Source organism: Pararhizobium capsulatum DSM 1112, from assembly GCF_030814475.1.
Taxonomy (GTDB): Bacteria; Pseudomonadota; Alphaproteobacteria; order Rhizobiales; family Rhizobiaceae; genus Pararhizobium; species Pararhizobium capsulatum.
Window position 1 is genome coordinate 3,396,582 of the sequence record NZ_JAUSVF010000001.1, and the last position, 22,475, is coordinate 3,419,056.

20 protein-coding genes are annotated in these 22,475 nt (G+C 59.0%); 7 read left to right on the plus strand and 13 right to left on the minus strand.

Translation table 11 applies throughout. The features are described from left to right. Window positions 1-163: 163 nt before the first annotated feature. The gene (locus QO002_RS16410) at window positions 164-1,051 is read left to right on the plus strand and encodes a hypothetical protein (RefSeq protein ID WP_307231552.1); all 888 of its coding nucleotides are present in this window, start codon (window positions 164-166) and stop codon (window positions 1,049-1,051) included. Here QO002_RS16410 and QO002_RS16415 read toward each other — a convergent pair. Further along, entirely contained in the window at window positions 1,026-1,481 is a 456-nt protein-coding gene (locus QO002_RS16415; protein ID WP_307231554.1) for a GatB/YqeY domain-containing protein, read from the minus strand. The genes QO002_RS16410 and QO002_RS16415 overlap by 26 nt on opposite strands. A gap of 328 nt (window positions 1,482-1,809) precedes the next feature. On the opposite strand from QO002_RS16415, the gene carA reads away from it, so the two are divergent. Further along, window positions 1,810-3,015, plus strand: a complete 1,206-nt coding sequence (carA, locus tag QO002_RS16420; RefSeq protein WP_307231556.1) for a glutamine-hydrolyzing carbamoyl-phosphate synthase small subunit — start codon at window positions 1,810-1,812, stop codon at window positions 3,013-3,015. Window positions 3,016-3,094: 79 nt separating this feature from the next. On the opposite strand, the gene QO002_RS16425 is transcribed toward carA, so the two are convergent. The 6 genes from QO002_RS16425 to ypfJ form a co-directional block, all read right to left on the minus strand. Further along, the gene (locus QO002_RS16425; RefSeq protein ID WP_307231558.1) at window positions 3,095-4,501 is read right to left on the minus strand and encodes an MATE family efflux transporter; all 1,407 of its coding nucleotides are present in this window, start codon (window positions 4,499-4,501) and stop codon (window positions 3,095-3,097) included. A 199-nt stretch (window positions 4,502-4,700) separates the two neighbouring features. Beyond that, window positions 4,701-5,948 carry a TCR/Tet family MFS transporter gene (locus QO002_RS16430; RefSeq protein WP_307233457.1) on the minus strand — a complete coding sequence of 416 codons (1,248 nt, stop codon included), beginning with the start codon at window positions 5,946-5,948 and terminating at the stop codon, window positions 4,701-4,703. A gap of 160 nt (window positions 5,949-6,108) precedes the next feature. Continuing rightward, on the minus strand, window positions 6,109-7,002 hold the full coding sequence (locus tag QO002_RS16435) for a LysR family transcriptional regulator (RefSeq protein ID WP_307231560.1): 894 nt from the start codon (window positions 7,000-7,002) through the stop codon (window positions 6,109-6,111). Window positions 7,003-7,393: 391 nt separating this feature from the next. Next, window positions 7,394-7,822, minus strand: coding sequence for a VOC family protein (locus tag QO002_RS16440; RefSeq protein ID WP_307231562.1), 429 nt, complete (start codon window positions 7,820-7,822; stop codon window positions 7,394-7,396). A 66-nt stretch (window positions 7,823-7,888) separates the two neighbouring features. Continuing rightward, the gene (locus QO002_RS16445) at window positions 7,889-8,308 is read right to left on the minus strand and encodes a GFA family protein (protein WP_307231564.1); all 420 of its coding nucleotides are present in this window, start codon (window positions 8,306-8,308) and stop codon (window positions 7,889-7,891) included. Between the two features lie 29 nt (window positions 8,309-8,337). Next, complete coding sequence (ypfJ, locus tag QO002_RS16450; protein WP_307231566.1) at window positions 8,338-9,273, minus strand: KPN_02809 family neutral zinc metallopeptidase; 936 nt, start codon at window positions 9,271-9,273, stop codon at window positions 8,338-8,340. A 190-nt stretch (window positions 9,274-9,463) separates the two neighbouring features. Between ypfJ and QO002_RS16455 the strand changes: the two genes are divergently transcribed. Continuing rightward, complete coding sequence (locus QO002_RS16455) at window positions 9,464-10,489, plus strand: zinc-dependent alcohol dehydrogenase family protein (protein ID WP_307231569.1); 1,026 nt, start codon at window positions 9,464-9,466, stop codon at window positions 10,487-10,489. Between the two features lie 6 nt (window positions 10,490-10,495). Here QO002_RS16455 and QO002_RS16460 read toward each other — a convergent pair whose 3' ends face one another. Next, window positions 10,496-11,491: an aldo/keto reductase gene (locus tag QO002_RS16460; protein ID WP_307231571.1), complete on the minus strand. Its 996-nt coding sequence runs from the start codon at window positions 11,489-11,491 to the stop codon at window positions 10,496-10,498. A 282-nt stretch (window positions 11,492-11,773) separates the two neighbouring features. On the opposite strand from QO002_RS16460, the gene carB reads away from it, so the two are divergent. Both carB and QO002_RS16470 read left to right on the plus strand, forming a co-directional pair. Beyond that, complete coding sequence (gene carB / locus QO002_RS16465; protein ID WP_307231574.1) at window positions 11,774-15,259, plus strand: carbamoyl-phosphate synthase large subunit; 3,486 nt, start codon at window positions 11,774-11,776, stop codon at window positions 15,257-15,259. A 530-nt stretch (window positions 15,260-15,789) separates the two neighbouring features. Next, window positions 15,790-16,914: an IS5 family transposase gene (locus QO002_RS16470; RefSeq protein WP_307231576.1), complete on the plus strand. Its 1,125-nt coding sequence runs from the start codon at window positions 15,790-15,792 to the stop codon at window positions 16,912-16,914. 443 nt (window positions 16,915-17,357) lie between these two features. On the opposite strand, the gene QO002_RS16475 is transcribed toward QO002_RS16470, so the two are convergent. The 3 genes from QO002_RS16475 to QO002_RS16485 are packed head-to-tail and all read right to left on the minus strand — an operon-like array spanning window position 17,358 to window position 19,048. After that, window positions 17,358-18,356, minus strand: coding sequence for an SDR family oxidoreductase (locus QO002_RS16475; protein ID WP_370878508.1), 999 nt, complete (start codon window positions 18,354-18,356; stop codon window positions 17,358-17,360). Between the two features lie 25 nt (window positions 18,357-18,381). Further along, window positions 18,382-18,726 (minus strand): hypothetical protein, encoded by a 345-nt coding sequence (locus QO002_RS16480; protein ID WP_307231578.1) that lies wholly within the window; start codon window positions 18,724-18,726, stop codon window positions 18,382-18,384. 4 nt (window positions 18,727-18,730) lie between these two features. Further along, the gene (locus QO002_RS16485) at window positions 18,731-19,048 is read right to left on the minus strand and encodes a hypothetical protein (protein WP_307231580.1); all 318 of its coding nucleotides are present in this window, start codon (window positions 19,046-19,048) and stop codon (window positions 18,731-18,733) included. Between the two features lie 260 nt (window positions 19,049-19,308). Between QO002_RS16485 and greA the strand changes: the two genes are divergently transcribed. Together greA and QO002_RS16495 are read left to right on the plus strand one after the other, a co-directional pair. Next, window positions 19,309-19,785, plus strand: coding sequence for a transcription elongation factor GreA (gene greA, locus QO002_RS16490; RefSeq protein WP_307231584.1), 477 nt, complete (start codon window positions 19,309-19,311; stop codon window positions 19,783-19,785). A 74-nt stretch (window positions 19,786-19,859) separates the two neighbouring features. Then, window positions 19,860-20,894, plus strand: coding sequence for a glycosyltransferase family 4 protein (locus tag QO002_RS16495; protein ID WP_307231586.1), 1,035 nt, complete (start codon window positions 19,860-19,862; stop codon window positions 20,892-20,894). Window positions 20,895-20,996: 102 nt separating this feature from the next. Here QO002_RS16495 and QO002_RS16500 read toward each other — a convergent pair whose 3' ends face one another. Further along, window positions 20,997-21,905 (minus strand): glycosyl transferase, encoded by a 909-nt coding sequence (locus tag QO002_RS16500; protein ID WP_307231589.1) that lies wholly within the window; start codon window positions 21,903-21,905, stop codon window positions 20,997-20,999. Then, window positions 21,905-22,372 (minus strand): Lrp/AsnC family transcriptional regulator, encoded by a 468-nt coding sequence (locus QO002_RS16505; RefSeq protein WP_307231591.1) that lies wholly within the window; start codon window positions 22,370-22,372, stop codon window positions 21,905-21,907. Before QO002_RS16505 ends, QO002_RS16500 begins: the two co-directional genes overlap by 1 nt. Window positions 22,373-22,475: the final 103 nt, after the last annotated feature.

The following is a 22,475-nucleotide window of genomic DNA, read 5'->3' on the forward strand; positions in this document are numbered from 1 at the left end:
TAGGCGTCAAAATCCCGCCACGCCACCGCCGATATCAGGCATGCCCGCAATTCACAGGCAGTCGTGACGGAGCATTCACCTTAAACGGTACAGAAACAACAAAGCGTTTGACATTGCTGCGTTGCAACAGCGATGAAGTCATCCATATTCCGGAAACATGATCATGGCTCTCACCGCACAAAGCCTGGCCGAAAGCGAAGATTTCTTCGCCGCTATGCGTGCGAGCGCCCGCGCGCTGACAGCGATGTTCGCAGAGTTTCCGCGCCTGAGCTCGATCTTCGCGTCTCAACAGCGCTGGCTGCTGGCGCAGGCGGGATTTGCAATTTATTTCGGCTGCCCGGCACTCGGACGGGAAGCAGGCCTCTATTCCGGCCGCTTCGTTGCAACCGCGGTCGAATACGATATCGCCAGCCGAAACACGGCAGCAGCCTTCCTGCAGGAAATGCTCGCCTACCGTTTCGTCAAATATATCGACAACCCGCCCGATAATCGCACGCGTCCGCTGGAGCCGACGGAGACCGCCCTTCATCCCGTCCGGCAATGGATGCATGTGCATCTTGCCATCCTCGACGGCCTGGACGGCGGTCGCCGAGCAGATATGCTTGCCAAAGACCCGGCAATGTTCCCCGGCCTGGAAGCAAGGACCGCCTACAGCATCCTTGAAAACCAGCGGCTTCGCCAACCGGGCGAAGCCTTCAATCTTTTCACATGGGCCAATGCCGGCGGCGGGGTGATGGACTACTTCATCGGTCGTATCGAAAGCTGGGATCGGAATGATCAACAGGTGGCGGTAGGGCCGATCGTGGCGGCAGAACTCTGCCGCACCTTCATGATTTCGAAAACCCACTTCAAGCGCCTGATGAAACGCGCGTCGGAAATGGGAAGCCTTGGCTTCCAGAGTACCGGCCCAAGCGCCGGCCTCTGGCTCTCCCAAGGCTTTGTGACCGAATATCGCAATTATCAAGCCGAGAAATTTGCGATTATCGACGCTGCATTCGAAGCTGAAGCAGGTAAGGCTCCCGCTTTCAGAGAGCTGAAAGCAGTTCTTTGAGGATGCCGGAGGCCTTGGCGAAATCCATCTGGCCTGCATAACGTTCCTTGAGGATCGCCATGCACTTGCCCATGTCGCGGATGCCCGCAGCACCGACTTCCGCGATCACTTCGGCTGTTACCGCACGCACCTTATCGTCGGAAAACTGTTCCGGCTGGAAGTCGGCGATGATGGCGATTTCCTCGCGCTCATGTTCCGCAAGCTCCGGGCGGCCGGCATCGTCGTAGATCTTGGCCGATTCTTCGCGCTGCTTGACCATCTTGGCGAGGATCTGCAGGAGGTCGTCGTCGGAGGCCGCGTCCTTGCCGATGCCGCGATTAGCGATGTCGCGCTCCTTAATCGCCGCCTGCACGAGGCGCAGCGTCGAAACGCGGCGCGTGTCCTTAGCCTTCATTGCGGTCTTCAGCGCTTCGCTGATCGTGTCGCGCATATCGTTTTCTCCCGCCGGTAGCGAAGGCCGGCCGCTTGAAATGCGCCGTGCCCAGGGTTGTGATTTTGCGCAGTCTTAGACCAGCAAGGGCAAAACAATCAAACCGAATAGTCAAATAATTGATTTTATTATTCTTTTATTTCAAAACAATTCACAGGGAGGTGTTGACCGCAAGGGCGGTCGGGACTATTTTCCGGCACCTGCACCGAAATTGGCATGACACAGAGCGACCGCGGGGTTTCCGCGCGCCCATGCCTGAGCACGAGATTTGGCACACGGCCGCGGGAGGCGTCTCCCCGCTTCCCGTCACACGAACGGGATAGAAACGATGACCGCGACTGCTCCTTGGACCACCGAAAAACCCACCGCCCTGCTCGTTCTGGCCGATGGCACCGTCATCGAGGGCAAGGGGATCGGCGCCACTGGCCACGTCCAGGCCGAAGTCTGCTTCAACACGGCGCTGACCGGCTACGAGGAAATCCTGACGGACCCTTCCTATCTCGGCCAGATCGTTACCTTCACGTTTCCGCATATCGGCAATATCGGCACCAATGACGAAGACATCGAAGACCTGACGCCGGCTGCACGCCACGGCGCGGTCGGCGTCATATTCAAGGCCGAGATCACCGAACCGTCCAGCTACCGCGCGTCCCAGGACCTCGACGAATGGCTGAAGGCCCGCGGCATCATCGGCCTCAGCGGCATCGACACGCGCGCACTGACCGCCTGGATACGCGAAAACGGCGCCCCGAACGCCGTCATCGCCCATGATGCGAACGGCGTCTTCGATATCGAAGCCCTGAAAGCAGAAGCTGCCGCCTGGAGCGGCCTTGAAGGCCTCGACCTCGCCAAGGCCGCCTCCTCCGGCCAGTCGTCGCGCTGGACGCAGACCCCCTGGGTCTGGAACGAAGGCTACGGCGAACTCGACGAGGCGAAGGCTCGCCACCACATCGTCGCCCTCGACTTCGGCGTGAAGCGCAACATCCTGCGCCTGTTCGCCGGCCTCGACTGCAAGGTCACCGTCATGCCCGCAACCACCAGCGCGGAAGAAGTTCTGGCCCAGAAGCCGGATGGGATCTTCCTGTCGAACGGCCCCGGTGACCCGGCCGCAACGGGCGAATACGCCGTGCCAGTTATCAAGCAGCTGATCACCACGGATATCCCGGTCTTCGGCATCTGCCTCGGCCATCAGATGCTCGGGCTCGCGCTCGGTGCCAAGACCGAGAAGATGCACCAGGGCCACCACGGCGCCAACCATCCGGTGAAGGACCACACCACCGGCAAGGTCGAGATCGTCTCGATGAACCACGGCTTTGCGGTCGACTCGAAGTCGCTGCCGGACGGCGTCGAGGAAACGCATATCTCGCTGTTCGACGGCAGCAATTGCGGCCTGCGCATGAACGGCAAGAACGTCTTCTCCGTCCAGCATCACCCGGAAGCTTCCCCCGGCCCGCAGGACAGCCACTATCTCTTCCGCCGCTTCATCAACATGATCAACGAGAAGAAGGGCGAACCGGCTTTGGCCGAACGCTGAGAGTCAGGAAGACCGGAGTGGAATGGAAAAGGCCCGCGCGTTGCGGGCCTTTTGGTGTCTGCGGAACCTGCGAGCCGGCTCAGGCTGCTCGCTGCAAAGCCTTTCTCTCCCGCGACAGGAAGCGGAAGAAGCGCCAGGTCAGCGAGATGCTGGCAGCCGTCAATCCGATGACGAAGCCGTACCAGATTCCGACGCCGCCGAAGCCCAGCGGGAACGCCAGCACATAGGCCGCAACAAAACCGATCGCCCAATAGGAGATCAGCGCGAAGATCATCGGCACCGTCGTATCTTTCAGGCCGCGCAGCATGCCGGCTGCAAGGGCCTGCACGCCATCAACGAGCTGGAAGGCACCGGCAATCACGATCAGCGGCCCGGCATAGGCAACGACGTCCATCGCATCCGGGCGGCGGATATCCAGATAGAGCATGGCAAGCTCGTGCGAAAACAGCGCGAAGACAAGGCTGCCGATGACGGCAAAGCCGCAGCCAAGCACCAGAACGGAGATTGCGGCACGCTTGATGCCTTCCGCATCCCCTCGCCCATGTGCCAGGCCAATGCGCACGGTCGCGACCTGCGCCAGGCCGAGCGGGATCATGAAGGCGACCGACGCAAATTGCAGCGCGATGCCATGGGCGGCAAGCTCGACAGTACCGATCATGCCCATCAGCAAAGATGCGACCGTAAAGAGGCTCACCTCGGCAAGAATCGTCACGGCAATCGGCAGGCCGAGCTTGACGACTTCCTTCAGCACCGGCCAGTCGGGGCGCCAGAACCGGACGAAAATCTCGTAATCGTGTGTCTGTGGCGTCCGCTGGATATAGATGTAGAGCAGAACGAAGCTCATCGTATTGACGACCAGCGCGGAAATGGCTGCACCGACAATGCCCAGCACGGGGGCACCGAGATGGCCGAAAATCAGGATATAGGCGAGCACGGCATTGGTCGCGAGGATGGTGATCGTCACATAGAGGATGACGCCAGCCCGCTGCAGCGAGCTCAAGAAGCCGCGCAGCACCATGAAAAGGAGCGCCGGGAAGATGCCCCATTGCGCCACCCGAAGATAATGGCCGGCAAGCTCCGCCACGGCCGGCTGCTGCCCCATAGACCGCAAGACCGTCTCTGCGTTCCAGAGCAGCGGCGCAGTGATGACGCCATAGCCCAACACGGCCCACATGCCCATGCGCACGGCGCGGCGCACGGCGACACGATCGCCACGACCTTCGGCCTGCGCCACGATCGGCACGACGGCATTGGCGAAACCGGACCCGAAAATGAAGACGGTGAAGAACATCTGCGCAGCCAGAACCATCGCCGCAAGCTCGGTGGTACCGAGACGGCCAACCATCAGCACGTCGGTTGCATGGATCGCAAACTGTGCGATCTGCGCCCCGATGAAGGGGATTCCGAGCGTGATGCTGGCGCGGTAATGCGCAGACCACGAATTGTTCGCGCCAACTTCCGCTGGGTTATCGATCCTCGTCAACATGATGGGGTTAGGCCTTTGACTTCGTCGCAGCCGGACAATGGCCGCACGATGGGAAGCCGGGAAATACCGCAATATGCGACAAATGGCCAGAGATCGGATCAAAATCGCTTATTTTTTCATCAAAACATCACAGAAACTGATGGATTTTGAGAAAAGAAGTCTGGGCTCTTTAAATCCGAGGCCATTTGAAAAGCGCCGCCTACGACGCGACGCTCTCCAGGGCGGCACCCACTGGCATTGGCCGCAGCTTTGCGAGATAGACGGCGAGTGCCAAGACGATGAAAAATCCCGACAGAACATACGGCGCACCAGCAAAGTGAACGGTCGCTCCGGGTGCGGTAAAACTACTGAAGATCTGCGTGAACATCAGCGGACCGATGATGGTGGTGAAGCTGGAGATGCTGGACAACGCACCCTGCAACTCGCCTTGCGCAGAAGGTGGAACCCGGGCTGCCGCGATGCTGCGCAGCGGTGGATCGGCGAGAGCTTCGATGCAGGTCAAGAGGATCACCGCATAGACCATCCAGCCCTGGAAGGCCAAGGCATAGCCGAACAGCCCGAGCCCGGTGAAGGCCAGCCCCACCGCACCGGATTTCCATTCGCCGAGCCGTGGCACGACACGCGGCAGCACGAAGCCCATGACCAAGGCCCCGCAAATACCGAAGATGCCGAGCGACAGACCGATCTGCCCTTCGCTCCAACCATAGCGCTCGGACGTTACGAAGGACCAGACGGCAGGATAAACCGCATGGGCCTGCCAGTAGAGGAAAAACACCAGCAGGATCCAGCCGATGCCCGGATAGTTGCGCATCTGCTTCACCGCACCCAGCGGATTGGCCCGCTTCCACTCGAACCTGCGGCGATGCTCCTTGCCCAGCGTTTCCGGCAGCAGGAAAAAGGCGACGACGAAATTGATGAAGGAAAGGGCTGCGGCGCCGTAAAAGGGAATGCGCGGCCCGAATTCACCAAGGATGCCGCCAAGCACAGGCCCGAGCGCAAATCCCGTGCCGAAGGCGATGCCGATCAGTCCGAAATTCTTGGCCCGGTTGCTGTCGTCGCTGACATCGGCAATGTAAGCGGAGGCCGTGGAAAAGCTTGCGCCGCTGATGCCGGCGAGCACGCGCCCGACAAACAGCATCCAGTAGGTCGTAGCCAGCGCACAGATCAGATTGTCGAGCGCGAAGGTTAGCACGGATGCAAGCAGCACCGGGCGCCGACCGAAGCGATCGGAAAGATTGCCAATCAGTGGCGCGAAAAGTAACTGCATACCGGAATAAACAAGCAGCAGCCAGCCACCCTCGACCGCCGCCTCGCTGATCGTGGCGCCCGTCAGCTCCTCCAGATAGGCAGGCAGCACCGGCGTGATGATGGCGATGCCCATGATATCGAGAAACAGGATGACGAAGACGAGGAACAGGCCGCGCCGTGCCGATTTCGGATCGATCATCATTCCCTCCACCGGCCAGAAACTCGATACGGAACGGGAACAAACCGATCCATTTCCTGCGTAACGCAAAAAATCAGGCGAAACAATCCATGAACATTTCAATGTTCGTGATGCAGAGATAGCCGGAATTGATGACACGCCGATTGTTCGTCATCGATTGTCAGCGGTTCTGTTTGATGAAGTCAACAAAGGCGCGCAGCGGCGCGGGCATATGACGGCGGCTGGCGTAATAGAGAAACGGCCCCGGAAAAAACGAAACCCAATCTTCCAGGATCGGCACGAGTTTGCCCTCGGCAAGCGCCGGCACCAGAAAGTCCTCGAATGTCCGGATGATGCCGAAGCCATCGATAGCCGCCCGTATCTCCAGTTCGACTGTATTGGCAATCAGCCTCGCTGGCGGCGTGATGCGCAAGACTTCGTCTCCCCGCTCGAATTCCCATGGCGACATCGCGCCGCTCAGGAAGCGGTGACGGATGCAGGTGTGGTCGAGAATATCGTTGGGATGGAGAGGCTCGCCCTGATCGGCAAGATAGGACGGTGCAGCGGCGGTGACATAACGTTGCTCGCCAGGACCAATCGGGACGGCGATCATGTCGCGCTCCAATCGCTCGTCATAACGAATACCGGCATCGAAGCCTGCGGCAAGCACGTCGATGAAGCTATCCTCTCCCCGCACTTCCAGCGTGATGTCCGGATACTTTTTCAGGAAAGCACCGATAAGCGGCGGGAGAAAGGTCATCGCCACAACGGTCGGCACGTTGAGCCGCAGGGTGCCAGCGGGGCTTTCGCGAAAACTGTTGATCTGGTCGAGCGCCAACGCCACGTCACCGAGCGCCGGGGTCAACCGTTCCAGCAGGCGTTCCCCCGCCTCCGTAACGGTAACGCTGCGGGTGGTGCGGTTGAGGAGGCGAACCCCGAGCCGCTGCTCCAACCGCCGCAGGGCCTCGCTCAGTGCAGAAGCAGATACGCCCCTTTTGAGTGCCGCAGCGCGAAAACTCCGCTCTTGGGCAACCGCAGTAAACGCATCGAGGTCAGCAAGGGGAAGGTCGCTCATTGTTTTAAATTCCGCACAAGCTGAAGAACCGAAGGCGGAATATCGCACAAGACGCATTTCTACGAAACAGACGTCATGGCGGGAAAATTGCAAGAAGCGTCCGGTAGAAACGCAGAACACGATTCAAATGCGCAGTCTTCAACAACAAAAAAGGCCGGGCGAAATTCGCACCGACCTTCCTCACTCCATCTCTACGACACTGCCAGTACATCCGTGGTCAGGCGGAGATGAATCTCTTGTTGAAGCGAATATGGTGGACATATGTGTCCGTTTCAAGACAGCCGTGTAAAATATTTAAAACAAAGGAAAATCCGACTTCACTTCATCCAGTCTGGAAAGGCTCTTTCAGCCGTATTCCTTTTGTCGCGGTCATCGAAAGCTGAGCCCGTAGTTAGAACGTGATCTTCACCGAGGGTGCACTTCGATTGGCAGCACCGTGGAACACGGCCTCGATATTGTTGCCATCCGGATCGAACAGGAAGGCGGCATAGTAACCGGGGTGATAGGGCCGCTCGCCCGGCCCGCCATTATCCGTGCCGCCATGGGCAAGTCCGGCCTCGTAAAAGGCCCGCACGGTCGCCTCGTCCGCCGCCTGAAAGGCGAGATGATGGCGGCCGGTCAGTGCACCGGTGGAGGCTTCGCTGTCGAGCGAGGAGATGAAGAGTTCGTCAACCCAGAAAAAGCCGTTTCCTTCTCCACCGATCGGGATACCCAAAACCTCGAGAACGGCGCCGTAGAAGCTGCGGCTTGCCGATAGGTCCCGCACGACCAGCTGGATATGGTCTATCAGGCGCCCGCGATGCAGTTCGTTGGTTTCCATATTCCATCTCCTCTGGCTTGAGACAGGACATCTAGGCGGCGACGCCGGGCTTTCAATGCCTCTCACTCAGTCGTCGGGAAACGCGTCATAGGCCGGCAGGCAATTCGTGATCTCGTGCCAGATGGCCTTCGATCCCGCGAAGATATGGGCTGACGGACGGATGGAGGGCGCATCAACGAGCGTCCCCATCGTCACGTGCACATACTGCCCCTCGCGCACAACGGAATAAAGAAGAGAGCCACAAGTGGCGCAATGGACATCATGCGCCGCCTGTTCATCGCCGTAGATGAGAATGCCATCGGCGCCGCACACGAGTTTCAGCTTGTCCCGCCCGATCCCTGCAAAGGGCTTGAAGGCGGAACCAGTGGCCCGACGGCAATTGGAGCAATGGCAGTTCATGGCGTATTCGAACGCATCCGCCACTTCATATTCGACAGCACCGCACAGGCATTTGCCCCGCAAGCGCCGTGCTGCCGGATCGACCATCTCTCCTACCACCGCAGCCATCCGTCAGCTCAGATATTGCCCTTGAACGTATCGCAAGCCGAAAGCTTGCCGCTGTCGAAGCCGCGCTTGAACCAGGCTGCGCGCTGCTCCGACGTGCCATGATTGAAGCTTTCCGGAACCACATAGCCCTGGGTTCGCTTCTGCAGCGTGTCGTCGCCGATCTGCGTCGCGGCATTCAGCGCTTCTTCAAGGTCGCCCTGTTCAAGCAAGCCCTTCTGCTCGGTGTATTTGCCCCAGATGCCCGCAAAGCAATCGGCCTGAAGCTCGACACGCACGGACATCTGGTTCGAATCCGCCTCGCTCATGCTCTGACGCTGGGCATTGACCTTGGGCAGGATGCCGAGAAGATTCTGGACGTGGTGGCCGACTTCATGCGCAACGACATAGGCTTCGGCAAAATCGCCGGCCGCATCGAAACGCTGGGCGAGCTCGTCAAAGAACGCCATATCGAGATAGACCTTGTGATCGCCGGGGCAATAGAACGGCCCGGTCGCCGCCGATGCCATGCCGCAGGCCGAGTTGATGCTATCGCGGAAGAGAACCAGCTTGGGCTCCTCATAGGTTTCGCCACCGGCCTTGAAGATGCCGTTCCAGGTGTCTTCCGTCTCGGCGAGCACGGTGGAGACGAAGGCCTTGCGCTCCTCTTCTTCAGCGGAGCCTTGCGTGGTGCCCTGGCTCTGCTCGTAGCCGGAGGGGCTGGGGCTCGTCTGCCCGCCATCCATGACCTGTAACAGGTCAATGCCCATCATCTTCAGAATGAAATAGATCACGACGAGAAAGATGATCGTGCCGATGCTCATGCCGCCGCCGCGACCACCGCCACCGGTTGGAATACGAAAGCCGCCGCCGCGGCCGAAGGGGTTGCCGCCCATTCCGCCGCGCACCGGCCCGGAACCGCGCGCATCCTCGACATTGCCCGACTGGCGACGGCCTTTCCATTCCATGATGCAACTCCCGTCTGCATATCTTTCTATAGCGGCTGCGAAAACGAAGCCTTAACCCGCATATAACGCGCCAGAACGAAATTTGTGCAAGGTCAAATCAATAAACTTCATCACGCATGACGGCAGCTTCCCGCTGGCACACAATGAGCGAACATGCCAGCATGGGCGCTTGCTTTGGGAGGAGCGCATCATGAAAGCCATGCGTCTGGAGGCGATCGGAAAACTGTTCGTGCGCGAGGTCGAAAAGCCAGTGCCTGGATCGGAAGATTTGTTGGTGAGAGTAGAGGCCTGCGGTATCTGCGGCACCGACCGGCATCTTCTGCACGGCGAGTTTCCGTCCACGCCTCCCGTGACGCTCGGCCACGAATTCTGCGGCATCGTCGAGGTAGTGGGTGAAGCGGTCAAGGGTTTCAAGCCCGGCATGCGCATCACCGGCGACCCCAATATTTCCTGCGGCCTCTGCCCGCAGTGCCAGGCGGGCCGCGTCAATCTCTGCGCCAACCTCAAGGCGATCGGTATCAGCCGCGACGGCGGTTTTGCCGATTATGTCATCGTGCCACAGAAGCAAGCTTTCGATATCCCGCTGACATTGCCGCCCGAACACGGCGCCTTCTGCGAGCCGCTTGCATGTTGCCTTCACTGTATCGATATGGCTCGGATCAAGGCCGGATCATCCGTCATCGTGCTCGGTGGTGGTGTGATCGGGCTCTTGACGGTGCAGCTTGCGCGGTTGGCAGGCGCGACGACTGTTATCCTGTCGACACGACAGGAATCGAAGCGTCGGCTTGCGGAAGAACTCGGCGCGACCGCCAGCTTTGATCCTTCCGAGGACGATCCGATCGGCGGGCTTGCGGGTCTAAAGGGATTGCTGCCGGGAGGCGCGGATGTCGTCATCGAATGCGCCGGTGTCCGCGAGACGGTAATGCAGGCGCCGAAACTGGCGAAATCCGGTGGCACCGTCGTCATCCTCGGCGTGCTTGCTCAAGGCGAGAAGGTTGAGATCGAACCTTTCGACATTCTCTTTCGCGAATTGCGCCTCATCGGTTCTTTCATCAATCCGCATACCCACCGCCGCGCGGCCGATCTCGTCGCTTCCGGCAAGATCAATGTCGAAAAGCTGATCTCGCGTAAGATCACGCTTGATGAGGCACCAGAGACGATCCGCAATCCCGCCCGGGCGGGCGAGATCAAGGTTCTGGTGATGGCAGGGACGTAGCCCGTGCTACCGATCGATCATCGCCAAGGTAGCGGGCGCATACCGCGCACCGGAAATCCGATCCGATGCAAGGGCCGCATCGAGTTCTGACATCTCGTCGCCGCTCAGGACGATATCCGCCGCGGCTACGTTTTCCTCCAGATACCGGCGGCGCTTGGTGCCAGGGATCGGCACGATGTCCTCTCCCTTGCCAAGGATCCAGGCGAGTGCGATCTGGCCGGGCTTGGCATTACGGCGGGCGGCAATATCCTTGACGATCCCGGCCGCCTTGACATTCGCGTCGTAATTTTCACCCTGATAGCGCGGATCATTCTTGCGGAAATCACCTTCCGGATACTCCTCCGCCCGCTTGACCTCGCCCGCCAGGAAACCGCGACCAAGCGGCGAGAACGGCACGAGACCGATGCCCAGTTCGCGCAAGAGCGGAATGATGTCGGCTTCCAGATTGCGCTCCCAGAGCGAACACTCGCTCTGCACGGCGGAAACCGGATAGACAGCATGCGCCTTGCGGATATTCGCAACACCCGCTTCGGAGAGGCCGAAGAAGCGTACCTTTCCTTCCTGAACGAGCTCGCTCACCGTGCCGGCGACATCTTCCATCGGCACGGCCGGATCGACCCGGTGCTGATAGATGAGATCGATATGATCGGTGCGCAGGCGCTTGAGCGATCCCTCAACCGCACGCCGGATATTTGCGGGCGAGCTGTCCAGATCCCGTCCCTGCTGCTTGCCTTCATTGATGACAAAACCGAATTTCGTCGCGAGCGTCACCTCGTTGCGCTGTCCTTCGAGCGCGCGGCCGAGAAGCTCCTCGTTCCTTAGCGGACCGTAGACCTCCGCCGTATCGAGAAAGGTGCAGCCGAGTTCGATGGCGCGGTGAAGGGTGGCGATCGATTCTGTTTCGTCCGCCGGCCCGTAGGACTGGCTCATGCCCATGCAGCCGAGGCCAATGGCGGAGACCTCAAGCCTTTGCGAGCCGAGTTTTCGTTTCTGAAGTGTCATGGATCAAGTCCTTCCGAAACCTGGAATTGCATGAAGAGACATAGGTTTGCCGGTGACCGATTGAAGGCTCCAGGCAGAAATATCGTCGTTACGATCAAGGATTCACAGTGAACCGCAAAGGATTCGGATTTTCTGTCGATTCCTTGATTTTCGGGGTTCCGCTCAAAGGCACATTTGCCTATAAGCCGCTTCTAGCCTTTTAAGACTGACAGCATGCGCCCCGGCCGGTGACGTTCTCACCCTGGCCGGTTTTTCGCGCACGCGCAAGAACGGATAGAGCCCATGCCCAAGCGCCAAGATTTGAAATCGATCCTCATCATCGGCGCGGGTCCGATCGTCATCGGCCAGGCTTGCGAGTTCGATTATTCCGGCACCCAGGCCTGCAAGGCGCTGAAGGAAGAGGGTTACCGGGTCATCCTGGTCAACTCCAACCCGGCGACTATCATGACCGACCCCGGCCTTGCCGATGCGACCTATGTCGAGCCGATCACCCCGGAAGTCGTCGCTAAGATCATCGCCAAGGAGCGCCCGGACGCACTCTTGCCAACCATGGGCGGCCAGACGGCGCTCAACACCGCGCTCTCCCTGAAGCGCATGGGCGTGCTCGACCGCTACAATGTCGAGATGATCGGCGCCAAGCCCGAGGCTATCGACATGGCCGAAGACCGGGCCCTGTTCCGCGAAGCGATGTCGCGCATCGGCCTCGAAACCCCGAAGTCGCTGCTGGCCAACGCCACCGAAATCAAGGATATCGACCGCAAGCTGCATGTTGCCGAGCGCGACAAGCTGAAGGCGCAGCTTTCCGGCGCGGAACTCGACAAGGCGCTGGACGCCCTGGAAAACACCTGGAACCTCGGCGAAACCGACCGCAAGCAGCGCTACATGAGCCACGCCATGGCGATCGGCGCGCAGGCGTTGGACACCATCGGCCTGCCGGCGATCATTCGTCCGTCCTTCACCATGGGCGGCACCGGCGGCGGTATTGCCTACAACCGCTCGGAATTCTTCGAGATCGTCAATTCCGGTCTCGACGCCTCTCCTACCACCGAAGTCCTGATCGAAGAATCTGTTCTCGGCTGGAAGGAATACGAGATGGAAGTTGTCCGCGACACCGCGGACAACTGCATCATCATCTGCTCGATCGAAAACATCGATCCGATGGGCGTTCACACCGGCGATAGTATCACGGTTGCCCCTGCCCTGACGCTGACCGACAAAGAATACCAGATCATGCGCAACGCATCGATCGCGGTGCTGCGCGAGATCGGCGTCGAAACCGGTGGCTCGAACGTACAGTTCGCCGTCAACCCCGCAAACGGCCGTCTGGTCGTCATCGAAATGAATCCGCGCGTCTCGCGCTCGTCTGCGCTTGCCTCGAAGGCGACCGGCTTCCCGATCGCCAAGATCGCCGCAAAGCTTGCTGTCGGCTACACGCTCGACGAACTGGACAACGACATCACCGGCGGCGCGACGCCTGCTTCGTTCGAACCGTCGATCGACTACGTCGTCACCAAGATCCCGCGCTTCGCCTTCGAGAAGTTCCCCGGCGCCGGCACCACGCTGACGACGGCGATGAAGTCGGTCGGTGAAGTCATGGCCATCGGCCGCACCTTCTCCGAATCGCTGCAGAAGGCGCTTCGCGGCCTTGAAACCGGCCTCACCGGCCTCGACGAGATCGAGATCCCTGGCCTCGAAGGCACCGGCGACAACCGCAACGCCATCCGCGCCGCCATCAGCACGCCGACGCCCGATCGTCTGCGCATGGTCGGCCAGGCGCTGCGCATGGGCATGAGCGAAGCCGATGTCCATGACGGCTCCAAGATCGATCCGTGGTTCATCGCCCAGCTCAAGGCAATCGTCGACATGGAGGCCCGTATCCGCGAACACGGCCTGCCGGGCGATGCCGAAAACCTGCGCAAGCTGAAGGCCATAGGATTCTCCGATGCTCGGCTTGCCACCCTCTCCGGCAAGCGTCCGAAAGAAGTGGCCGAGATACGCAACGGGCTGAATGTTCGCCCGGTCTTCAAGCGCATCGACACCTGCGCTGCCGAATTCGCCTCGCCGACCGCCTATATGTACTCGACCTACGAAACGCCCTTCAACGGCGCTGCGCGCTCGGAAGCCCTCATCTCCGACCGCAAGAAAGTCGTGATCCTCGGCGGCGGTCCCAACCGGATCGGCCAGGGCATCGAGTTCGACTATTGCTGCTGCCACGCCGCCTTCGCCCTGAAGGATGCCGGCTATGAAGCGATCATGATCAACTGCAACCCGGAAACCGTCTCGACTGATTACGACACCTCCGATCGCCTCTATTTCGAGCCATTGACGGCCGAAGACGTGATCGAGATTCTCAAGGCCGAGCAGGAAAACGGCGAACTGGTTGGCGTCATCGTCCAGTTCGGCGGCCAGACCCCGCTGAAGCTTGCCGAAGCGCTGGAGCGGAACGGCATCCCGATCCTCGGCACCGCGCCCGACATGATCGATCTTGCCGAAGACCGCGACCGTTTCCAGAAGCTCCTGATGAAGCTGGACCTCAACCAGCCGAACAACGGCATCGCCTACTCCGTCGAGCAGGCCCGCATCGTCGCGTCGGAAATCGGCTTCCCGCTGGTTGTTCGCCCGTCCTACGTTCTCGGCGGCCGCGCCATGCAGATCATCCATTCGGAATCGATGCTGCAGACATACCTGCTCGACACCGTGCCGGAACTGGTGCCGGAAGACATCAAGCAGCGCTATCCGAACGACAAGACCGGTCAGATCAATACCTTGCTCGGCAAGAACCCGCTGCTGTTCGACAGCTATCTCAGCAACGCCATCGAAGTCGATGTCGATTGCCTGTCCGATGGCACCAACGCCTATGTGGCCGGCATCATGGAGCATATCGAAGAGGCCGGCATTCACTCCGGAGACTCGGCGTGCTCACTTCCGCCGCGCACGCTGTCGAACGGGATGCTCGACGAGCTCGAGCGCCAGGCGAAAGCCATGGCCAAGGCGCTGAACGTCGTCGGCCTGATGAACGTGCAGTTCGCCATCAAGGACGGCACCGTTTACGTTCTTGAAGTCAACCCGCGCGCTTCGCGTACCGTGCCCTTCGTCGCCAAGACCATCGGCGCGCCGATCGCCAAGATCGCCGCCCGCGTCATGGCTGGCGAGAAGCTCGATGCGAGTTTCGCGGCCTATGGCGAAAAGCCCGATCCGCGCAAGCTGAAGCACATCGCGGTCAAGGAAGCCGTCTTCCCGTTTGCCCGCTTCCCCGGCGTCGACATCCTGCTCGGACCGGAAATGCGCTCGACTGGCGAAGTCATCGGCCTCGACACCGATTTTGCTCTCGCATTCGCCAAGGCCCAGCTCGGTGCCGGCGTTGATCTGCCGCGCGATGGCGCCGTGTTCGTCTCGGTGCGCGACGAGGACAAGGAGCGCGTGCTCCCGGCGATCCGCATCCTCACCGACATCGGCTTCAAGGTTATCGCCACCGGCGGCACCCAACGCTTCCTCGCCGAAAAGGGCATCGCTGCAACCAAGGTCAACAAGGTGCAGGAAGGCCGTCCGCACATCGAGGATGCGATCCGCAACCGCCAGGTCCAGCTCGTCATCAACACGACGGATAGTAACAAGGCGATCTCGGACTCCAAGTCCCTGCGCCGCGCGACCCTCATGCAGAAGGTGCCGTACTACACGACAATGTCCGGTGCCGAAGCAGCCGCCAACGCCATCAAGGCACTGAAGGCCGGAAGCCTCGAAGTCCGGCCGCTGCAGAGCTATTTCTGAGGTTATCGAAATTTAGGCATGAGAGGTGAGAAATCTCCTCACCTCTCACAATCATCATTCATAAGCATCATCTAAATTTCCTATTGCGCCTACCTTAGGTTTTTGCTCTTATGCAAAAATACTACCGGAGGACGCGCAACGCCCGCTGATAATGCTTCCTGGCTTGCTCAGAATTATCAATTTCTGCTGGGCCTTATTCCCGTAGCTGCCGGTACGCTAATTATTCTGAGTGTTTGTATTGCAGTAATTCGCAATCAGACATCCGTCGCGGCGCTTGGGGTTTTAGCGTTTGGGGCTGCTTTATGTGGATCTGCCGTTTTCGCAAGCATCTCATGGGGCACGAAGGAGGGAAAAATTCAAACCATTGCAGGTGCTCTGGCTGAAGCGGCAGCAGCCGCTGACCGGACCAATTCCGCAATAGAAAGTCTGAAGGGGGCTTTGGTCGCCCTAACAGGATGCGGAAAAAGGCGCTTGCTGCGAGCGGACTGCCGTGATTCCATGCCCGAGTGATTGGCCGGCAGGAGCAGGACATGCGGGGCAGTGATATCCAGACGGCGGGTCTGTTTTCTTATGTGAGCTGCGAAGCACGCGTTCCGGCAAGCCATCCGCTGCGGGCAATCCGCGTGATTGTCGACGAGGCACTGGAAGTTCTGTCGCCTGATTTCGAGGCGATGTATTCAGCGATCGGCCGCCCGTCGATCCCGCCGGAGAAGCTTCTGCGCGCCCTGTTGTTGCAGGCTTTCTACACGATCCGCTCGGAGCGCCAGCTCATGGAGCAGATGGACTACAATCTGTTGTTCCGATGGTTCGTCGGCTTGTCGATGGACGCGCCGATCTGGGACGTCACCGTGTTCACCAAGAACCGTGAGCGGCTCCTGGCTGGCGACATCGCCGCCAAGTTCCTGGCCGCATTGCTGAGCCAGCCGCGAGTTAAGGCTCTCTTGTCAGACGAGCACTTCTCGGTGGACGGCACCTTGATCGAAGCCTGGGCCAGCATGAAGAGCTTCAAGCCCAAGGACGAGACTGATGGTGACGGTGATGACAACAACGGCTCCGGCGCTGACGCGAACAAGCCCGCAAAGGCTACGGCACGCAACCCTGAGCGGGATTTCCACGGCGAGAAGCGCAGCAACGCAACTCACGCGTCGACCACCGACCCGGATGCCAGGCTTTACAAGAAGGCCCGTGGGCAGGCGGCCAAGCTTTGCCACATGGGCCACGTCACCCTGGAAAACCGCAACGGGCTGGTTGTCGACGCCACGCTGACCCATGCGACAGGAACCGCAGAGCGCGAGGCTGCACTGGATATGGTGGGCCGCATGGATGGTCGTCATCGCATCACATTGGCTGCAGACAAAGCCTACGATACGGCAGACTTCGTTGCCGCCTTGCGGGATATCAAGGTGACGCCACACGTTGCTCAGAACACGGCGAACCGACGCTCAGCCATCGATGGTCGTACCACCCATCACCCCGGCTACGCTGTCAGTCAGCGCATCCGAAAACGTATCGAAGAGGTATTCGGCTGGGCCAAGACCAGCGGCGGAATGCGCAAGACCCGCCATCGCGGAAAGGATCGCGTCGGTTGGATGTTCACCCTGACAGCGACGGCTTATAATCTGGTGAGGCTGCCAAAGCTGCTGACGACGGCATAATCGCGCCCGCAATCCGCCGAGACAGGGCGGATGACGACAAAAGGACCGAAAAGGCCGCTGAAAAAGCCTCATCCCCGCTCGTCTTCGAACCGTCTAGCGAGGATCGGTAGAAAAATTAGCGCTATTTCCGCAACCTGCTAAATGAGAGAGTCGACAGAATAGTCCCTACTCCGAAAACTATCGATTCAAATGGAAAACCAACCTTCAAGACGGATAACACATTCTTTTTATGCGCTACAAATCCAGAACCGTGCAAAGAAAGTAAATTTGAATATAATACTGAATTCGATTGGAAATCGATACTAGCAGACTCAAAAACATTTCAAGGAAATATAGCTGAAATCGACAAATCCGTACGTGCCAATCAAGATTCTCTTGGCAGTATTCAGGATGCCTTGAAAGATATCAGGCCAAACACTTAACCCTCACGATTCTGAGGAGGCTCAATATCCGCCAATGATCGGCAATATCTCGCCGGTGATATAGCTTGAGCACTGCGGCGAGGCGAGGAACACATAGGCCGGTGCGATTTCCTCAGGCTGAGCGGGGCGCTTCATCGGTGTATCCTCCCCGAAATGCGCCACATCCTCCGCCTCTTTGTCAGAAGGGTTGAGCGGGGTCCAGACAGGCCCGGGTGCCACCGCGTTGACGCGAATGCCCTTGGGTGTCAGCTGGCTGGCAAGAGAGCGCGTAAAGGCATGGATACCGCCTTTGGTCATCGAATAGTCGAGGAGAGCCTTGCTACCCTCCAGCCCGGTCACCGAGCCCGTGTTGACGATTGCGCTGCCCTCCTTCATATGCGGGACAGCGGCCTGCACCATGAAGAAATAGCCATAGAGATTGGTCCTCAGCGTCTCATCGAAATGTTCTTCCGTCAGATCCAGTACGTCGGCCGTATGGACCTGAAAGGCTGCGTTATTGACCAGCACATCCAGCGTTCCGAAGACCTCGACCACGGCCGCAACCGCCTTTTGACAAAACGCTTTGTCCTTAACATCTCCCGGGATCGCCATTGCCTTGCGTCCTTCAGCCTCGATTGCATTCACGGTATCGTCGGCATCGCGTCCCTCCGCCAGATGCAGGATAGCGACATCAGCGCCCTCCCGCGCGAAGAGAACAGCAACGGCACGGCCGATACCACTATCACCGCCCGTGATCAGCGCAACTTTGCCCTCCAGCTTGCCGGATCCCTTGTAGAAGGGCGCCTCGTAAAGTGGAGCGGGATCGAGCTTGAACTCGGCACCGGGCTTTGGCAGATGTTGCTTGGGAAACGGGGGAACGGGATAGGCTCTCGCGCCGGCCTGCATCGCCTTTGGACGGGACGATTTCGCCCGCCGGTCCTTGGCATCGGCCTTGGCGACCTGCTCTTGTATATCCCGCTGCTGCTCCGCCGTGCGCTTGGCCGGGCTCATCGTGTTCGAAGGGTTTGCCTTGGCGACCATGTCACCTCTCCTTACGTGTTTACCCTCAGGAAACCTGGGTAGGCTTGATCGTCCCAACTGACACCGTGCCTTCAACGACGCCTCGCGGCTCGTCGCGTCGGGCAGCCTGCGAAGACTGTTCTTCGCGAACGGCATAAAGTCGCTCGTTGCGAAAGGCGCTCGCATCGCGCGTCGAGTTACCTTCAGCGGGCATCGCATCGATTTCCATGAAGTCAAGTTCGGCCTGGGCCGCGACCACGCGTGCATCAGCAGGTGAAAACGCCCTGACGACCACCTCGCCCATATTCTCCGCGACATCCCAATTGGGATCGGTGGGCTGAGCCACGGGTACAAGTCTGAACAGTTTAAGAGTTTTGGTTGCCTGAAGCATCGGATCATCCTCCATCCTTGAACGCCGCCGCCACACGACCTGCACCCTTGCTGGCAAAACCTTCCACAGCATCGGCGCGAGAGAGTGCCGCACGAACGATCGACTGAATTTCCTCATCGCCGATCTGTTGTCCGGCAAAACCTTCGTCTGGCTCGATGCCGGGATCTTCCTCATGATCGCTGACGATCTCGGTGTCGCGCACGAGTTCCTCGAGAAATTCACGACCCTTGGCATCTCGCGCGATATAGGCGACAAGCGCGACGAAAAGGCGCCTGTGGGCGTTCAGCCGTCCGTCAATCTGCTCGAAAGTCAGTGTCTGCATGCCTGGTCCCTTTCAAAGGAACAATGAACCGACCGGACATTTGTTCCGCCTGCCTGCCGCCTTCGCGCACAACATGGAATTCCATGACGCGGGCGCGACGTTTCGAACCATGCGAATAATCTGGCTTTTGCGATGCACTTTCTGCTATAAGCGTCGTTCAAATGTTTCGGACGGTTCCGGGGTTCGCGCTCCGGAAGCCGTTTTCTTTTGCGTCGGGCCCGCCATGCGTGGGCCCAGCGCGCATTATGAAGGACAGTGCAATGGTCGAAAAAGTGCCGATGACTCAGAGCGGATTCGTCAAGCTGCAGGATGAACTGCGCTGGCGTCAGCAGGAAGAGCGCCCGCGGATCATCGAAGCGATTGCCGAAGCTCGCGCCCATGGCGACCTTTCGGAAAACGCAGAATATCACGCCGCCAAGGAAGCGCAGAGCCACAACGAGGGCCGTATCGGCGAACTCGAGGACTATGTTGCGCGCGCTGAGGTGATCGACCTGTCGAAGATGTCCGGTACCACCATCAAATTTGGCGCGACCGTCAAGCTGATCGACGAAGACACGGAAGAAAACAAGACCTACCAGATCGTCGGTGACCAGGAAGCAGACGTGAAGCAGGGCCGCATCTCCATCTCCTCGCCGATCGCCCGTGCGCTCATTGGCAAGGAAGTCGGCGATTCTATTGAAGTGGTCGCCCCCGGCGGCTCCAAGGCCTACGAAATCCTCGCGATCAACTGGGGCTGATCCACAGGCAGGCTTTTCACTGAAGGCCCGGTGGCTTTTGCCCCGGGCTTTTTGCATGCAGAAGGATACGATACTTGACCGATATCCGTAACGTCGAGATCATCGCGCCAAACTTCAAGAAGCGCCTTTCCGGGGTGACATCGACCATCGTGCAACTCGTGCCCGTGCAGCACAGGCAGGGTCAGAAGATCGCCACGTTAGGCCCCGGCCTTCCCGAGAATATGCCACGCATCCGGTTTTCTGACCTCCTTTCCCTATGGACGCCGCCCAAGGGACGGAAGGATCGTGTGTGGCATGCGCGTCGCAACATAGAGATGCTGCCGGGCATCTTGATGCGCGATGTCCTGCGCATGCCACTCAAGCTGCTCTTCACGTCGGCAGCTCAGCGAAAACATTCGGCATGGACCCGCTTTCTCATCCGGCGCATGGACGCGGTGGTCGCCACGTCCTCACGCTCCGGCTCGTTTCTCGACGTGCCTCATACGGTGATAAATCACGGTATCGACCTTCAACTCTTTCACCCCGATATGACCGAACTTTGCGGGAATGCCACCGGCACACGTCTGGTCGGCTGCTTTGGTAGGGTGCGTCACCAAAAGGGCACAGACCTCTTCGTGCGGGCCATGGTCGATCTGCTGCCGCGCTACCCGCAATGGAGCGCGATCGTTTGCGGACGTGTTACGCCCGAACACCAGGCATTCGCAAACGATCTCAAGCGGCTTGTCGAGAAAAATGGTTTAACCGATCGCATCAAGTTCATGGGAGAGGTAGACGACATCAAGCCTTGGTATCGGCGCTTGTCCCTTTATGTCGCACCCTCGCGCAACGAGGGGTTCGGATTGACGCCTCTTGAAGCAATGGCGTCCCAGACAGCCGTCGTTGCTTCCGATGCAGGCGCCTATGCTGAACTCGTCAACCCCGGCAAAACAGGGTTGATCGTACCGGCGGGTGACTATGAGGCGCTACGTGACGCAATTGAAATTTACCTGAAAGATAGTCGCAAAACGGAGGAAGATGGAAAGGCAGCGCTGGAGTGGACGCGCGCATTTTTCGACATCTCCCGCGAAGCCTCCGCCCTGGCTGATGTTTATGAACGCCTTCTGACCTAGAGTTTGTCAGAGACAAAATGGAAACCGGCTTTCCCGAAAAGACAAACGAAAACAAACGAATCTAGAGGATGTCCGGTTTAATCTGAACCGGACATCCTCTAGTCAGCTTTTTTCCAATCGGTCGCTGAAGGGAATTCCACATTTTCCCAATGCCGAAATTCGGGAAAAATTCGTGAAAGCTATACCGCTTCCCCCCGCAATCTCGCTGGCGAAATCAAGGTGTTTGAGGATACGCTCTTCTGCGCGCGCAATTCCTGAAAACGCTGCGTTTTCCTTACCCTCATAGAAACGGGGCATATCAGCGTTGGAAATATCCACGCCGACAAATCCAATCATTTCAGGACGACAGGCAACAGCGAATTGCACCGCCGATACCGCGACGGATCCTCCTTGAAACACGCCCTTTTCCGGAGCGACAGAAAAGCCGGCGCTATGATCGCCGTTGAAACAAACGAACGGCAGCGTCTCCAACTCGTCAATGCTTCGGGCATCACGCCCGTAAGGCTTAGCGATGCTATCAATGAGCAGAATTTTCCTTTCGGCCAGCCAATCCTGCTTCAGTTCACAGATCGCACGCATGACAGCGACGGAGAGCAGGCAGGGGATGTCACACCTCAATGGTGCCAGGAATCGCTCAAAATGCCGATAGACAAAGCGTTCGTCCTCCACCGCGATCGCAAGCGGAGCGGGCAACCCCTGATCCATGAGCGCCATGGCGCCATTCAGAAGAACTGCCGAATGGGGAGGTATCTTGCTGACATCGGTCGATTTGATTGAAGGGCCGGAACCGACGACGAAAATTTCATTTGTCGCCAGTTGCTTCCATTCATCGAGCGGGGTCAGCGTCGCAACGCGCTGGCCGCGAAATCGGATCGCATCGAACGCATCGTCGTTTCGCTGTTCCAGACGAAGATGCGGCAACCAGTCCTGTGCGTGGGCGCGTTTTTTCCCGAGTATCAGCCGACTGCCCAGCTTCCATACCTTGCGAGCAAACGGCCTATCAATCCCCATCAGACTTCAACAAGACCGTGCTTCTTCACCTGGCGAATGGTGAGCATGGAGCGAACGGTGTCCACCTGTTCGTTTGCAGTCAGCACCTCGATGACAAAATCCTGAAACGTCGTTAGATTTTCGGCCACGCAATGGAGCAGAAAATCGCTGTCGCCAGATACCATCCAAGCCTGACGCACCAATGGCCAGTCGGCCGTTGCCAAGGCAAAGGACTTCAGATTTGCCTCCGACTGATGACGCAGCCCCACCATGCAGAAAGCAACGAGATCCAGGCCGAGAGAAGGGCCATTGAGAATGGCATGATAGCCTTCGATGATCCCTTTTTCCTCCAGACGTCGAACACGTCGCAGACAGGGTGGCGCAGATATTCCAACCCTGGAGGCAAGCTCGACATTCGTCATTCGTCCATCGGCCTGCAGCGCGCGCAGGATACGGATATCAATGCTATCGAGTTCGGCGCGAAACACGGTCTTCTCCTGTTTGAATCGTCGTCTTTCTGAACCAGAACGCCTGCTCCGCGCAAGAAAATTTCAACGTCGCGCATGTATTGTTGGTAACATCAACGCCGCA